Below are 12382 nucleotides of genomic sequence, written 5' to 3'. Positions count from 1 at the left end.
GGAGAGATGCCGGGGCGGTCGGGCATGATCTGGCCGTGGAATCTTCCGCCGGCCCCGCTCCTGAACGGGGCCGGAGCCGGAATTCACGAGCAGCGCCCCGGGACAGAACCGAGGATGCCCGAAGAGGTCACTCGGCGTTTCTCCGGGACTCGGTCACGTCCACTCCGGCGCGGCGGCGACGCCTCCTGCGGCGAGGGACGGCCTCCTCCGGGCCGGAGGTGGACGGTGGGCGGTCTCCCTTGGGCTCGGCGGGGGAACGTCGACGCCTGCGCCGCCGCGTGCCACCCTCGGGTGTGGATGTGGTTTCCTGGCGGGAACGGGTCCCGCGTGGCAGGCGCATGGAGCGGGGAAGACGACCCTTGGTGCCCTCGGGGATGTCCAGGTCCGTGTACAGGTGTGGGGACGAGGAGTATGTCTCGACAGGGGCCTCGAAATCCAGGCCGAGGGTCTTGTTGATGACCTTCCAGCGGGTCACGTCCGGCCAGTCGATCAGGGTGACGGCGACGCCGGTGTGCCCCGCGCGGCCCGTCCGGCCGATGCGATGCACGTAGGTGGCGTCGGTGTCGGGGCACTCGTAGTTGATCACGTGGCTGACGCCGGTGACGTCGATTCCCCGGGCGGCGACATCGGTTGCCACCAGAATGGTCACGGTCCCGGCCCTGAATTTCTTCAGGGAACGTTCCCTGGCCGCCTGGTTCAGGTCGCCGTGGATGGCCGTCGCAGGGAACCCACGCTCCTGCAGCTCATCCGCCAGGCGCTGCGCGGCCCGTTTCGTGCGGCAGAAAACCATCACCTTGCCGACATCACGGGCCTGGGCGATGCGGGCGACCACCTCGGGTTTGTCCAGGTCATGGGCCTGGTACACGAATTGGGTGATGTCGGGCACCGTTGCCTGGGCATCCGCGCCCTCGGCGCGAATGTTCACGGGCCGGTTCAGGGTGGCTCGCGCGAGGGCAAGGATGGGGGCAGGCATTGTCGCCGAGAACAGGAGGCTCTGACGCGATGGGGGCGTCTTCGCCAACAGTTTCTCGATGTCGGGTAGGAAACCGAGGTCCAACATCTCGTCGGCCTCGTCCAACACCAGCACCTCGATGTGGCTCAGGTCCAGCGCGCGCCGATTGGCGAGGTCGAGAAGCCGCCCCGGAGTCCCGACCGCCACGTCGATGCCTTTCTCCAGGGCGGACAGCTGCTCGTCGTATCCGGTGCCGCCGTAGATCGTCAACACCCGGGTGTGGAGCCGGGAACCGGCCAGTTCGAGATCCCGAGCCACCTGGAGGGCGAGTTCCCGGGTGGGGGTGATGACCAAGGCTCGTGGGCGGCCGTGGGTGATGGGCTCCTCCGATTCCTCGGCGCTGGTCTGGAGCCGGTGCAGCAGGGAACTTCCGAACGCCAGCGTTTTCCCGGTGCCGGTGCGAGCCTGCCCGATCAGGTCGGTGCCGCTGATGGCCAAGGGGATGGCGAGGGCCTGGATCGGGAAGGGGGTGACTATTCCCGCATCGGCGAGCGAGGCCGTGATCTCTTCGCGGATACCGAGAGTTGAGAACGTCTCGGAGGTGGTTGTCTCGTTCAGGGTGAAACCTAACTGTCGTCGTGGACCCTGTGAAGGGCCGGGGTGGCGTCAGAGCGCGCCGAAACCAACAGGACGTCCCTCGGCGGCTCCCAGATCGAGATAGGCGAGTTTCGCCACGGGTACGATGACCCGGCGACCCTTGTCATCGGCCAGTTCAAAGGTCGAATTGTTGGTGAGCGCTTCGTTCAGGGCGGCGGCAACCTCGTCGGCGGTGCTCGTGGTGCGTACCTGAAGCTCGCGGGAGATGTCGCTGATTCCAATCCTGACGTCCATGATGCCTACCTTAGCCGCGTTGCACCTCGCAGTACGCCAACGCCACCGTTATGTTGTCCCGGCCGCCGCAGGAATTCGCCCATGCGACCAATGACTCGGTCAGTTCAACCAGGTTGGCGCTGACCTCCTTGGCGCGTTCGAACACCGCCGCCAGATCTTCCGGTGAGCTGGCGTAGTTCCACAGCCCATCGCTGCACACCACCACCCAGCCGGGGGAGTCGGGGCGCAATTCCACCAGGGCGGGATTGACATCCGTGGCATTGCGCCCCAACCAGCGTGTTATGGAATGCGCCTGGAGGGAACGTTCGGCCTCTTCGCGCGGCATGCCGAGCATCATGCGTGCCTGGGCCATGGAGTCGTCCCTGGTGAGTTGCCAGCTCACTCCGTCATCGCCGAACCAGTAGGCCCGGGAATCGCCGATGCTGCCGACTCGGACCAACCCGTCAGCAACGGTGGCGGCCACCAGGGTGCAGGCCGCCGGCTCGTCGCTGGTGCCTGCGGCAAGGACGGCTTCATGAGCCCGTGTGAAGGCGGAGTTGAAGGACTCGGCCTCGGCCGAGCCGGCAGCGGTCAGCGCCTGGATCAGGACCGAGCACGCCTCCTCAACGGCCACCAGGGACGCGTGCTCGGCCCCGAAAGCCGTACTCACACCGTCGGAGACGACCAGCACCGCCCGCTTGGTGGGGCGGGAAGTGGCTGCCACACACAATGCGTCCTGGTTGGTGCGATGCCGGGTCCCGACATCGCTGCAACCAGCCACCCACGGCGCTGGGATCACTGTGTAGTGGTCCCGTCCCTGGAACTGGGCTCCCTCCGGGTGCATGGTCACTGGGCCTCGCCTTCGCTGGTCGTGTGCTCATCCTATCCCGGAGTCGCCCTGACAGGCAGCTTCAGAGGGGATGGACGTGATCCGCCTGCATGCCCTTCGGACCTCGAACGATGTCGAACTCAACACGCTGGTTTTCGTTCAGTGTCCTGAAGCCCGGGATGTCGATGGACTTGTAATGGACGAAGACGTCCTCGTCATTGCTGTCGTCAACAGCGATGAAACCGAAACCCTTGTCGGGGTTGAACCACTTGACGGTTCCCAGAGCCATGTTGTTCTCCTGCGAAAACTGACCCACCGCACCTTGCGGTGGACCCCGGGGATCACTCTTCCACAGAATGGGGGTCAGCCATGGTTCCATTGACCCGTGAACGACGCCAGAACCTGGCGGTTGCTGCCAACCGCGCTGCCTGACGTGCCCGTGCCGGACGTCGGGCAGGAAAAGGCTGCCATGCCGTTTCAAGGAGTACGGGTGGTGCTCGGGGGACCGGGGACCGGTAAGACGACGACAATGGCAGCCGCTGTGGTCAAGCGTTTGGAGAGCGGTTCCACGCTCGAGAGGCTCGTGGTTCTGACGGCCTCTCGACAGGCTGCGCAGGAGCTGAGAAGGGACATCATCCGACGGCGCGGAGGTGCCGAGGTCGGGGCCCGTGTGACAACCGTCCACGGGTTCGCTCTCGGTTTGCTGCGAGAACTGGGGGATTTCGAACAGGATCTCAGGCTGCTCCGGGCCCCGGAACAGGAGCAACGGCTCCGGGACCTGCTCGAGGGCGAGGGAGACCGGTCCTGGCCGGAGGAGGTCCGTGCCGCCGCCCGGACACGCACTTTCGCCCGGCAGCTGCGCGAGGTGCTGTCCCGGGCCCGGCAACTCGGCCTCGATCCGGAGAACATCATTCAACTCGCCTCGGGGGACCCACTCTTCGAGGCTGTCGGGAACTTCTTCGAAACCTACCTGACGATCGCTGATTTCGACGGGGCCCTCGATTACACCGAACTGGTTCATCGTGCACGCCTGCTCCTGGCCGACGACGCCGTCGCGGAAGCCTGCCGTTCACGATTCGACGCGGTACTGGTGGATGACGCCCAGGAACTCGACCAGGTGGCGGCGAACCTGCTGGCCGACCTGGCACGGATCGGTTTCCCGCTGCTGGTCCTCGGCGACCCCCAGCAGCGGCTCGGCTCCTTTCGTGGCGCCTCGGCCGCCGGCATCACCCTGCTGCGCAGGCTACCCGGAGCCGAGACCCTTGAACTCGTCACGGGCCACCGGAACCGCCCGGCCGTGGCGGAAGCGCTCGCCGGGATCCGGGAACGACTGAATGCGAGCGACGCCCCGCCTGCCGCAAGTCCCGCGCAGGGTGAGGGATCGCTCGTCACGGTGAGCATCTACGATGACTCGGCGGCGGAAACCGCCCACCTGGCCGCTGCGCTGCGCGAGGCGGTGGCAGTGGACGGTTGCGCCTGGCACGAGCTCGCGGTGATTGCACGATCGGGTCGCACCCAACTGGCTCCCCTGGCCCGCGAACTGACGGCACGTGGAATCCCCGTGGATGTGGCCGGTGACGAACTGGCCCTCGGTTCCCAGCACGCCGTTGAAAACCTCCTGGCCGGTCTGACTGCTGCGGCGAACCTCGAGCACCTCGGCGCCGAGACCGTCACTCGTCTGCTGGCGGGTCCCCTCTGCGAGCTGGACGCGGTGGGACAGCGTGCGCTCTCCCGATTCCTGCTCACAGCCGGGATCGGGGATCCGGATTCCCGTGGCCTGCTCGGGAAGTGTCTTGGCAGACCGGAGCTGTTGGAAGCCCTCCCCGGCCCGGAGGCCGAGCGTGTCCGAGCGCTCGGGATCCTGCTCGGCAGGGCCGCAGAGGAGCTCACCCGGGGAGCCCCCGTGGTGGAGGTGCTGTGGATGATCTGGAGCGGAACCGGATGGCCCGAGAGGCTGCGAGAGGCCGCCCTGGCGGGGTCGCGCGGTGCCAATCAGGACCTGGACGCCGTCGTCGAGCTGTTCGAGCTGGCAGGGCGCCGCCAGGAGCTCGCCGGACATCACGGCGCAGACGCCTTCTGTTCCGCCGTGATGCGCGAGGAGATCCCCGCCGACACCGGACGCGAACTTTCCACCCGGGGACGCGGTGTCCGGCTCCTCACGGCCCACCGCTCCCGCAGCGGTTCCTGGCGGAGGGTGCACGTGATCGGTGCCAGCGAGGGAACGTGGCCGCAGACGGGCTGGCGAGGCCTGCTGTTGGATCCGGACCGTCTTGCCCCCGACCATCTGGACGCGGTGAGCACCGCGGACCGGCTCGCATCCGAGAGGCGTTCCTTCTACGTCGCCTGTTCCCGGGCGGCGGAGCAGCTGCACGTCAGCGCACCGGCGGCCAGCGAGGCCGAACCCGCGGAACCATCCCGGTTCTGCCGGGAGCTGGGAGTGACCCCCGTGCGTGTGGTGGGACTGCCCGAACAGCGGCAGACGGCGGCCTCCCTGATCGCCGAGCTGCGGCAGGTCGTATCGGACACCGCCGAGTCCCCGGCCATGCGACGGGCGGCTGCGCTGCGCCTGGCCCACCTCGGCGACATCACCGACCAGCAGTTCCGTCCGGCGTTTCGTGATGCCCGCCCCGAGAACTGGTGGGGGGTGAGGGAGCCCTCCTCCCCGGCCTGGAGGACGTCGCGGCCGCTGGTCATCACCGGATCGACCCTGCAGGCGCTCCTGACCTGCCCGCGACAGTGGTTCCTCTCACGCAGGGGCGGCGCCGACCGGCCGCGAGGACCCCAGGCCGGTGTGGGCGACGTGATCCACCGGGTGGCCCAGCGGGCCGCCTGGGGAACCATGGGGCTCGAGGAGATGATCCAGGACCTGGACGAGGTCTGGCCCCGGCTCCGTTTCGAGGCCCGGTGGATGGAGACAGCCGAGAAGGAACAGATGCGCCGGGCACTGACCCGGTTCCACGCCTGGAACGAGACGAACCCCGACGAGCTCCTCGGGGTCGAGGTGAACTTCGAGACCCCGATCATCGTCAAGGACGTGCCGGTCCTGCTGCGCGGCACCGTGGACCGGCTCGAACTGAGGAACGGGAAACTGTCCGTGGTGGACCTCAAGACCGGTCGCCGCCCCCCGACCAGGACCGAGGTGGCCGAACACACCCAGCTCGGGGTGTACCAACTGGCCGCCCGGCTCGGGGCATTCGATTCCCTCGCACCCGGGATCAGGGAGGTCGCGGAACCGTCGCTGCTCCAGCTCAGGCACGGCGGAGCACTACCGGAACGGCAGTTCCAACCGGTCCTTCCGGAGGGTCCCTCCTGGCTCACCGAGAAACTGGAACAGGCGGTCGAGATCCTGCTGCGGGAAACCTTCGAGGCCCGGGAGGGGCCGCAGTGCGCATGGTGTGCGTTCGGGGCCTCCTGCCCCGCGATCAACCCCGGAGGCATGGAATGAGACGACTGAACAACCCCGGTGACCTGTGCGACGCACTCGGAATCCCGTTCAGCACGGAGCAGCTGAACGCCATCTGTTCCCCGCTGGAACCGCAGGTGATCGTGGCCGGCGCGGGCACGGGAAAAACCACGGTCATGGCGGCCCGGGTGGTGTGGCTGGTCGGCACCGGACAGGTGCGGGCCGAGCAGGTCCTCGGATTGACCTTCACCCGGAAGGCCGCCGCTGAACTGGGCGGGCGCATCCGCCACGCCCTGGAACGCTCCGACCTGGCCTCCCGCGACGAGACGGAGAACGACGAGATGGTGTTCACCTACGATGCCTTCGCCGCGCGGCTCGTCCGGGAACACGGCCTGAGGCTGGGCATCGAGGCCGACGCGAGGCTGCTGTCCGGGGCATCCAGGTTCAGGGTTGCCGCCCGGGCGGTGGCAGAACACTCCCGGCCCCTCGAACACCTGTCCCGGTTGTCCCTGCGCCAACTCCCGGAACGGGTGCTCGCCCTGGATGCCGCCCTGGGATCACACCTGGTCACGCCCGCGCAGGTCAGGGAGTTCTCCCTGCACGCCAGGGCCCGGTTCGAGGAGGCGCCGCTGTGGCGGGGATCACCGACGAAGGCGGTTCTCGAGGCGCAGGCAGCCATCGACGAGCGTCTGGAACTGCTGGAACTCGTCGAGACCTACCGGGAGCTCAAGAGGAAACTCGGTCTGGTGGAATTCGCCGACCAGCAGGCCCAGGCCGTGGAACTGGCGCGATCCGTCCCGGCGGTCGGCGCCATGCTCAGGCAACGGCTCCGCGTGGTCCTGCTCGACGAGTACCAGGACACCTCGTCGGCTCAGACAATCCTGCTGCGCGCACTGTTCAGCGGCGCCGATCCCGCATCGGGCCGCGGGTTTCCCGTGACCGCCGTGGGCGACCCGAACCAGGCGATCTACGGGTGGCGCGGAGCAGCCGCTTCGAACATCCTCGGGTTTCCCACCCACTTCCCCGGCCCCACGGGGAAACCGGCCAAGGAGTTCACACTCACCGTCAACCGCCGTAGCGGCAGCCGGATCCTGGAGGTGGGCAACGCCCTGGCCGAACCGCTCACACGAACCAGGGGCGGGGGGGTGGAACTGCAGCCCGGGAAGGACACACCGGGCGGCGAGGTCCGTGTCCTGTGTTTCGACACCCTCGCGGAGGAACTCGACTGGCTGGCAACCGACGTCACGGCCCGGCACGCCGAGGGCACGGCATGGCGGGACATCGCCGTCCTGACCCGCCGCAACGACATCCTGACCTCCGCATGGGAACACTTCCGGGAACACGGTGTGCCCGTCGAGATCGTCGGGATCGGGGGCCTGTTGCGGCTACCGGAGATCGCCCCCGTGGTGGCCACCCTGAAGGTGCTCGCCGATCCCTTGGCGAACGCCGAGGTGGCTGGCCTGCTCACGGGGGAACGCTGGCGTCTCGGCCTGGCAGATTTGGCCGCGCTGGCGCGCCGCGCCCGGGAACTGGTGTCAGGGGAGACCACGAAGGAGCCACCTCCGTTTCCCGGGGAGTTGGCCGAACTCGTCTCGCGTGTCGATCCGGCACGCGCACCCTCGCTGCTGGACGCCGTGAACGATCCGGGGGAGGCGGCCATCAGCGGCGAGGGACGGGCGCGGCTGGAGCGGTTCGCCTCGGAACTGGCCGAGCTGCGCGGGCACCTGGACGAGTCCGTCCCGGAACTGGTGCGTCGCGTGATCTCCCGGCTCGGCCTGGAGACGGAACAGCTGGTGCGCGGGGACGCCACCCAGCTTGCGCGGTTCATCGCGGCCTGCTCCACCTATCCCGACATCGACGGCGACGGCAGTCTGGCGGGGCTACTGGCCTGGCTGGACGCCGAGGAGGAACACGGGGACGCGCTGGAACGCGCCACCCCGACCGCGGCCGATTCGGTGAAGCTGCTCACCATACACCGGGCCAAGGGACTGGAATGGCACACGGTCTACCTGCCGGCGCTGTCGGAGGGGGTGTTTCCCGGGACAGACCGGACGGGAAACTGGAGCACGAACTCCCGTCTGCTGCCCGCGCCGCTCAGAGGAGACGCGGACGCGATCCCTCAACTCGCCGACTACTCCAAACGGGGCATCGACGCCTACCGGGAGGAGTTGAAGCAGGAACACCGGCTCTCCGAGGACCGGCTGGCCTATGTCGCCGCCACCAGGGCGAAACGAATGCTCGTCGTCTCGGCCCACGCCTGGGCGCCCGGACTGAAACGGGCACGCGGCCGGTCCCGCTACTTCGATGACGCGGCGGTGTTCCACGGAACCACTCCAATGCAACCTCCCCCGGAGGAGAATCCACAGCCCACGGCCGCCCGGACCGCGACCTGGCCCATTCCAGTCACGGACCGGGCGGCCGCCACGGCCCGGGCCGCGGCCCTCGTCCGTCAGGCGCGGGACGTGATCGCATCCGGGGAGGACGAGACCGGCTGGGTCTGGGGATCGGGTGTCGCCTCGGCTGCGGAACAGGAGAGGATCGCGGCGTGGGATCGGGACGCCGCTTTCCTGGCCGAACAACTGACCCGGAGGACGAACCGGGACCTGGCACTGCCCGCAGGCCTGTCGGCCACCGCGCTCATGGAGTTGGGGAAGAACCCGGTTGGTTTCGCCGAACGCCTGGCCCGCCGGATGCCGCGGGAACCGAAACGCAGCGCGCGGCTGGGGGAACGGTTCCACGAATGGGTGATGACGCGGTTCTCCATCAGCCCCGGTTTCGACGAACTCGAGTTCCGGGCCCGCGCGGAGGAACCCGGGCTGGAGCGTCTCAAGCGGGCCTTCGAGGCCAGTCGGTTCGCGAACCTGACGCCGCTCGGGATCGAGGTTCCGTTCCTGCTCCGCTGGGAATCGCTGGTGCTGCGCGGGCGGATCGACGCGGTTTTCCCCGGCGACGATCCGGACTTCGACGCGCTCGTGGTCGACTGGAAGATCGGTGACTCGGATGCGGATCCGTTGCAACTGGCCATCTACCGGCAGGCCTGGGCCAAGGCCCGCGGCCTGGAACCGGCACGGGTGGCCACTGCCTTCCACCACGTCCTGGCCAACCGCCTGGAACCGGTGGTGGCGGACCCGGAACTGATCCGGGCCGCCACGGCGGCAATCATTCCTTGAGGCGCGCCGTCTCGTCGTGGATTCGCGCAGCCACCTGGGCGAGCTTCTCGCGGTGCTTGCTCGCGTGATGGGCACAGAACAGCAGCTCGCCGCCGCTGCTCAACTCCACGCGGAGGTAGGCCTGGGCGCCGCAACGGTCGCACCGGTCCATGGCGGTGAGGCTGCTGGTGGCCCGTTCAGTGGCGGTGTTCGTCATGCTCGCCCTTTCTATCCAAACTTATCCTTGTATCATTTCCAACCTAGCTCGCCGCTCCAATTATTCCCCTCCAGCGGTTTATTCCCCAGCCACCGGTGCGCAGCCGTCACATCCTGCTGACGAGGTCGCCCTGTTCTCGGTAATCTGTGCCGGTGCGCTCGAACCCCAACACCCACACCCCCCGCGACTACGGGGCCAAGAACCTGCTGGTCCTGGAGGGCCTCGAGGCGGTGCGCAAACGCCCGGCCATGTACATCGGTTCCACGGACACCCGCGGCCTGATGCACTGCCTGTGGGAGATCATCGACAACGCCGTCGACGAGGCCCTCTCCGGTTTCGGCGACCGCATCACGGTCACCCTCCACGACGACGGCTCCGTCGAGGTCGTGGATCACGCCCGCGGCATCCCCGTCGACAAGGAACCGCGCACGGGCCTCAGCGGCGTCGAGGTGGTCTACACCCGGCTCCACGCGGGCGGGAAGTTCGGGAACTCCTCCTACAACGCGACCGGCGGGCTCCACGGGGGCGGTGCCTCCGTGGTCAACGCGCTCAGCTCCCGCCTGGACGTCGAGGTGGACCGGGAGGGAAACACCTGGGCCATGAGCTTCCGGCGCGGGGTACCGGGGATGTTCGACGGTGAGGGACCGGATGCCCCGTTCACCCCTGCCTCGGGACTGCGGAAACTCGGGCGGGTGCCGAAGAACCGGACGGGAACCCGGGTGCGGTACTGGAGCGACGAGCAGATCTTCCTCGCTGACGCGGGTCTCTCCCTGCCCCAGTTGCACGACCGGGCACGTCAAACATCCTTCCTCGTCCCGGGTCTGCGCTTGGAGGTGACCGATGCCCGTGGAGGGGAACGCGGGACCGAGGTGTTCCTTCACGAGGGAGGCATCACGGAGTTCGTCGACTTCCTGGCGAAGGACGCCCCGTTGACGGAGGTGCTGCGCCTTGCAGGCAGCGACTCGTTCACCGAGACCGTGCCGATGCTCGACGAGGCCGGGGTGATGACCGCCACCGACGTGGAACGTAGCCTCGAGGTCGACATCGCGGTGCGTTGGGGCACCGGATACGACACCCAGGTGCGTTCCTTCGTCAACATCATCGCCACCCCCAAGGGAGGCACCCACGTCTCTGGTTTCGAGCGGGGCGTGGTCAGGGCCTTCGCGAAGGCCCTCGACGGGACCCGGCTGTTGAAGAACGGCGACGAGATCGTCAAGGACGACTGCCTGGAGGGATTGACCGCCGTGGTCACCGTCCGGCTCGCGGAGCCGCAGTTCGAGGGGCAGACGAAGGAGGTGCTCGGCACCCCTCCCGTTCAGCGTCTGGTGGCGCGCATCGTCGAGAACGAACTCACGGACTTCCTCACCAGCTCCCGGGCCGCGACCAAACAGGTGGCTCGAACCCTCATGGAGAAAGTGGTGAACGCCTCCCGTACCCGGGTCCAGGCCCGGGCGCACCGCGAGAACCAGCGCAGGAAGAACGCCCTTGAGTCGTCGTCGCTGCCACCGAAACTGAAGGATTGCCGTAGCGCCGACGGTGAACTGAGCGAACTGTTCATCGTCGAGGGTGACTCGGCGCTCGGCACCGCGAACACGGCCCGCAACTCCGAGTTCCAGGCGTTGCTGCCGATTCGTGGCAAGATCCTGAACGTGCAGAAGGCATCCGTCGGCGACATGCTCAAGAACGCCGAGTGCGCAGCCATCATCCAGGTGGTCGGCGCCGGTTCGGGACGCACCTTCGAGGCGGACGCGGCACGCTACGGCAAGGTCATCTTCATGGCGGACGCCGACTCCGACGGGGCCCACATCCGCTGCCTGCTCGCCACGCTGTTCTTCCGTTACATGCGTCCCCTGGTGGAAGCGGGCCGGGTCTACTCGGCGGTTCCCCCGCTGCACCGTTTTGAACTGATCAATCCGAAACGGGGCATGGAGAAATACATCTACACCTACACCGACGGGGAATACCAGCGGAAGGCAGCCGAACTGACGAAGAGGGGGGTGCGATTCAAGGAACCGCAACGCTACAAGGGGTTGGGCGAGATGGACGCCCATCAGCTGGCGGAGACCACCATGGATCCCAGGCGCCGCACCCTGAGACGCCTGACCGTGGACGACGCGGAACGTGCGGAGGCCGTCTTCGAGATGCTGATGGGAAACGACGTGGCGCCGCGCAAGGAGTTCATCGTCGCGGGCGCCTACGCGCTGGAGTCCGACCGCATCGACGTCTGAGCAACTCCATCACCGGCTCACCGAAGATCCCTGCGTGCCCCACATGCCGCTGGAATCCCGGAGGCCGCCCGTGGCCGTTGCCGATCCCGCCCGGACCGGGGGGTTCCGCCGGTGGACGTGTGTGCCGTGAACACAGCCTTCACGGCATCTGAAAACCCCGGCGTCCTAACGCCCGGTGGTGGAGCGCAGTTTCCTGAGATGCACGCGGATCTTCTTCATCGCCCAGTCGTAGTGACTCGATGTCGCGGACGTGCAGTAGGAGCCCAGGGTCGTCGTCCCCGTCCAGTCGAACCGACCCTTCTCGAACAACTCGGCATCGCTGAAGGAGCTGAAGGAACTGATCAGGTCCATCACCTGTTCGTGGGAGGAACGCACGAGTCGGTTGGACTCGACCAGTGACGTTGACTGGTGCCGACGCCAGAACTGCTCGTTCAACTTGCCGTAGGTCCTCCAGTTGTAGGGTGCGGGCAGGAACGGCCTTGACCGCCCATTCCTGTTGTCACCCACCCAGGTCAGCAGGAGCTGGTGCCACTCGTGCAGGTGCACCAGGATGTCCCGGAGGTTCTTGTCGCGCTGCCAGTGGGTCTCCTTCCTGTTGACCTCGCCGCTGAAGTCGAACGAAACAGATCGTTCGTGCCCGCTCATCGAGTCGCACAGCGCGCACAGTTCCTCGAACCGTTTCGCTGCGAGGTGAACCAGTTCATTCCTGGAGGTTGGTCTCGGCACGACATCCA

General features: G+C 67.5%; 9 protein-coding genes. 3 read left to right on the top strand and 6 right to left on the bottom strand.

Translation table 11 applies throughout. The annotated features are described in order from the left end of the window. Nucleotides 1-127: 127 nt before the first annotated feature. The 4 genes from E0E39_RS07230 to E0E39_RS07215 all read right to left on the bottom strand — a co-directional run bounded on the left by E0E39_RS07230 (nucleotide 128) and on the right by E0E39_RS07215 (nucleotide 2940). Nucleotides 128-1570, bottom strand: a complete 1443-nt coding sequence (locus E0E39_RS07230; protein ID WP_425470705.1) for a DEAD/DEAH box helicase — start codon at nucleotides 1568-1570, stop codon at nucleotides 128-130. A gap of 48 nt (nucleotides 1571-1618) precedes the next feature. After that, the gene (locus tag E0E39_RS07225) at nucleotides 1619-1843 is read right to left on the bottom strand and encodes a DUF3107 domain-containing protein (protein ID WP_130874133.1); all 225 of its coding nucleotides are present in this window, start codon (nucleotides 1841-1843) and stop codon (nucleotides 1619-1621) included. Nucleotides 1844-1853: 10 nt separating this feature from the next. Then, nucleotides 1854-2666: a PP2C family protein-serine/threonine phosphatase gene (locus tag E0E39_RS07220; RefSeq protein WP_245988433.1), complete on the bottom strand. Its 813-nt coding sequence runs from the start codon at nucleotides 2664-2666 to the stop codon at nucleotides 1854-1856. 67 nt (nucleotides 2667-2733) lie between these two features. Continuing rightward, a complete protein-coding gene (locus tag E0E39_RS07215) occupies nucleotides 2734-2940 on the bottom strand; it encodes a cold-shock protein (protein ID WP_130874131.1) in 207 nt (68 codons plus the stop codon). A 96-nt stretch (nucleotides 2941-3036) separates the two neighbouring features. On the opposite strand from E0E39_RS07215, the gene E0E39_RS07210 reads away from it, so the two are divergent. Further along, the gene (locus tag E0E39_RS07210) at nucleotides 3037-6096 is read left to right on the top strand and encodes an ATP-dependent DNA helicase (protein ID WP_130874130.1); all 3060 of its coding nucleotides are present in this window, start codon (nucleotides 3037-3039) and stop codon (nucleotides 6094-6096) included. Next, entirely contained in the window at nucleotides 6093-9224 is a 3132-nt protein-coding gene (locus E0E39_RS07205) for an ATP-dependent DNA helicase (RefSeq protein WP_165444676.1), read from the top strand. Before E0E39_RS07210 ends, E0E39_RS07205 begins: the two co-directional genes overlap by 4 nt. On the opposite strand, the gene E0E39_RS07200 is transcribed toward E0E39_RS07205, so the two are convergent. After that, on the bottom strand, nucleotides 9214-9420 hold the full coding sequence (locus tag E0E39_RS07200) for a DUF7455 domain-containing protein (protein ID WP_130874128.1): 207 nt from the start codon (nucleotides 9418-9420) through the stop codon (nucleotides 9214-9216). The genes E0E39_RS07205 and E0E39_RS07200 overlap by 11 nt on opposite strands. 152 nt (nucleotides 9421-9572) lie before the next feature. On the opposite strand from E0E39_RS07200, the gene E0E39_RS07195 reads away from it, so the two are divergent. Then, entirely contained in the window at nucleotides 9573-11648 is a 2076-nt protein-coding gene (locus tag E0E39_RS07195) for a DNA gyrase/topoisomerase IV subunit B (RefSeq protein WP_130874127.1), read from the top strand. Nucleotides 11649-11813: 165 nt separating this feature from the next. Here E0E39_RS07195 and E0E39_RS07190 read toward each other — a convergent pair whose 3' ends face one another. Then, nucleotides 11814-12374 carry a ClbS/DfsB family four-helix bundle protein gene (locus E0E39_RS07190; protein WP_130874126.1) on the bottom strand — a complete coding sequence of 187 codons (561 nt, stop codon included), beginning with the start codon at nucleotides 12372-12374 and terminating at the stop codon, nucleotides 11814-11816. Between the last annotated feature and the right edge of the window lie 8 nt (nucleotides 12375-12382).

The sequence above is a fragment of the [Pseudopropionibacterium] massiliense genome, from assembly GCF_900607225.1.
Taxonomy (GTDB): Bacteria; Actinomycetota; Actinomycetes; order Propionibacteriales; family Propionibacteriaceae; genus Arachnia; species Arachnia massiliensis.
This window is presented reverse-complemented; position numbering and strand designations above follow the sequence as displayed.